Here is a 1,845-nt window from a genome sequence, read left to right as displayed (position 1 = left end):
TCGACGCCCTCGCGCCGCCACTGGCGCAGGCTCTCCTGCAGCAGCCACAGGCCGGTGACGTTGCGCAGGTAGCGGATGGTGCCGTCGACGCCCACCTCGTTGGTGAAGTTGGCCGCCAGGCTCGCCGCGGACAGCACGGGGGCCTCCAGCTCGACCCCGACCAGCGACCACGTCCCGCAGGAGACGTACGCGAAGCGCTCGTCCGCGGCGGGCACGGCGAGCACGGCCGAGGCGGTGTCGTGCGAGCCGACCCGGTGCACGAGCAGCCGCCCGTCGTCGCCGGTGCGCCGGCGCACCGCCGGCAGCAGCGGGCCGGCCGCGCTGCCGGGGTCCACGAGCGCGGGCAGCAGCCGCGCCGGCAGGCCCAGGGCGTCGAGCAGCCGCGCCGACCACTCCCCCGCCCGCACGTCGTAGAGCTGGGTGGTGGAGGCGTTGGTGCGCTCGGCGCCCACCGCGCCGGTCAGCCGCTGCACGAGCAGGTCGGGCAGCAGCAGCAGGTGCTCGGCGCGCGCCAGCAGCTCCGGGTCCTCCGCGAGGAGCTGGTAGGCGGTGTTGAAGGGCAGGAACTGCAGCCCCGTCGTGGCGTACCAGTCGGCGTCGGGCACGACGGCGCTGGAGCGCTCGCGCAGGCCGGCGGTGCGCTCGTCGCGGTAGTGCACCGGGTCGGCCAGCAGGTCGCCGGCGGCGTCGACGAGGCCGTAGTCCACCGCCCACGTGTCCACCCCGGCGCTGGTGAGGGCGCCGCCGAGGGCGCGGGCGCTGGCGACGGCCGCCGCGAGCCCGTGCAGCACCCCGTCCTGCAGGGCCGCGGCGTCGGTGCGCAGGTGCCCGCCGCGCACCGCGGGCTCGTTGGTGAAGCGGTACACGACCTCGGCGTCGAGGCGGTCGGGCCCGACGCGGCCGAGGACGACGCGGCCGGAGGAGGCCCCGACGTCGACGGCCGCGGCGAGCAGCTCGGGCGTGCTCACGCGAGCCGCCCCCCAGCCACCCGGGGCCTCACCGCAGGAACGCGGCGGCGACGCCGGAGTCGACCGGGACGTGCAGGCCCGTGGTGCGGTCCAGCTCCCCGCCGGTGAGGGCGAAGACGGCGTTGGCGACGGACTCCGGCAGCACCTCGCGCTTGAGGAGGGTGCGCTGCGCGTAGTAGGCGCCCAGCTCCTCCTCCGGCACCCCGTAGACGGCGGCGCGCTTGGCGCCCCAGCCGGCGGCGAAGATGCCCGAGCCGCGCACGACGCCGTCGGGGTTGATGCCGTTCACGCGGATCTGGTGCTCGCCGAGCTCGGCGGCCAGCAGCCGGACCTGGTGGGCCTGGTCGGCCTTGACCGCGGAGTAGGCGATGTTGTTGGGACCGGCGAAGACGCTGTTCTTGGAGGAGATGTAGATCACGTCCCCGCCCATGCCCTGGGCGATCATGATGCGGGCGGCCTCGCGGGAGACGAGGAAGGAGCCCTTGGCCATGACGTCGTGCTGCAGGTCCCAGTCCTTGGTGGTGGTCTCCAGCAGCGGCTTGGAGATGGACAGGCCCGCGTTGTTGACGACGAGGTCCACGCCGCCGAAGGCGAGCACGGCCTCGGCCAGCGCCGCGGCCACGGCGGCCTCGTCGCTGACGTCGGCGGCCACGCCGATCGCGACGTCGGCGCCCTTGGGGCCGGCGATCTCCTCGGCCGCGGCCTGCGCCTTGGCGAGGTCGAGGTCGGCGATGACGACGCAGGCGCCCTCGGCGGCCAGCCGCTCCGCGGTCGCCTTGCCGATGCCGGAGGCGGCGCCGGTGACGAAGGCGATGCGGGTGGCCAGCGGCTTGGGCCTGGGCATCCGCTGCAGCTTGGCCTCCTCCAGCGCCCAGTA

The 1,845-nt window shown here is 75.5% G+C and carries 2 protein-coding genes; both read right to left on the bottom strand.

Annotated features, from left to right (window positions below; translation table 11 throughout):
* Positions 1-968: rhamnulokinase (locus ABEB16_RS21750; RefSeq protein WP_345714256.1), on the bottom strand; the 968-nt coding region annotated here is incomplete at its 3' end.
* A gap of 28 nt (positions 969-996) precedes the next feature.
* The coding region (locus ABEB16_RS21745; RefSeq protein WP_345714255.1) for an SDR family oxidoreductase at positions 997-1,845 on the bottom strand (849 nt) is incomplete at its 5' end.

Source organism: Kineococcus glutinatus (genome assembly GCF_039542765.1).
Taxonomy (GTDB): domain Bacteria; phylum Actinomycetota; class Actinomycetes; order Actinomycetales; family Kineococcaceae; genus Kineococcus_A; species Kineococcus_A glutinatus.
This window is presented reverse-complemented; position numbering and strand designations above follow the sequence as displayed.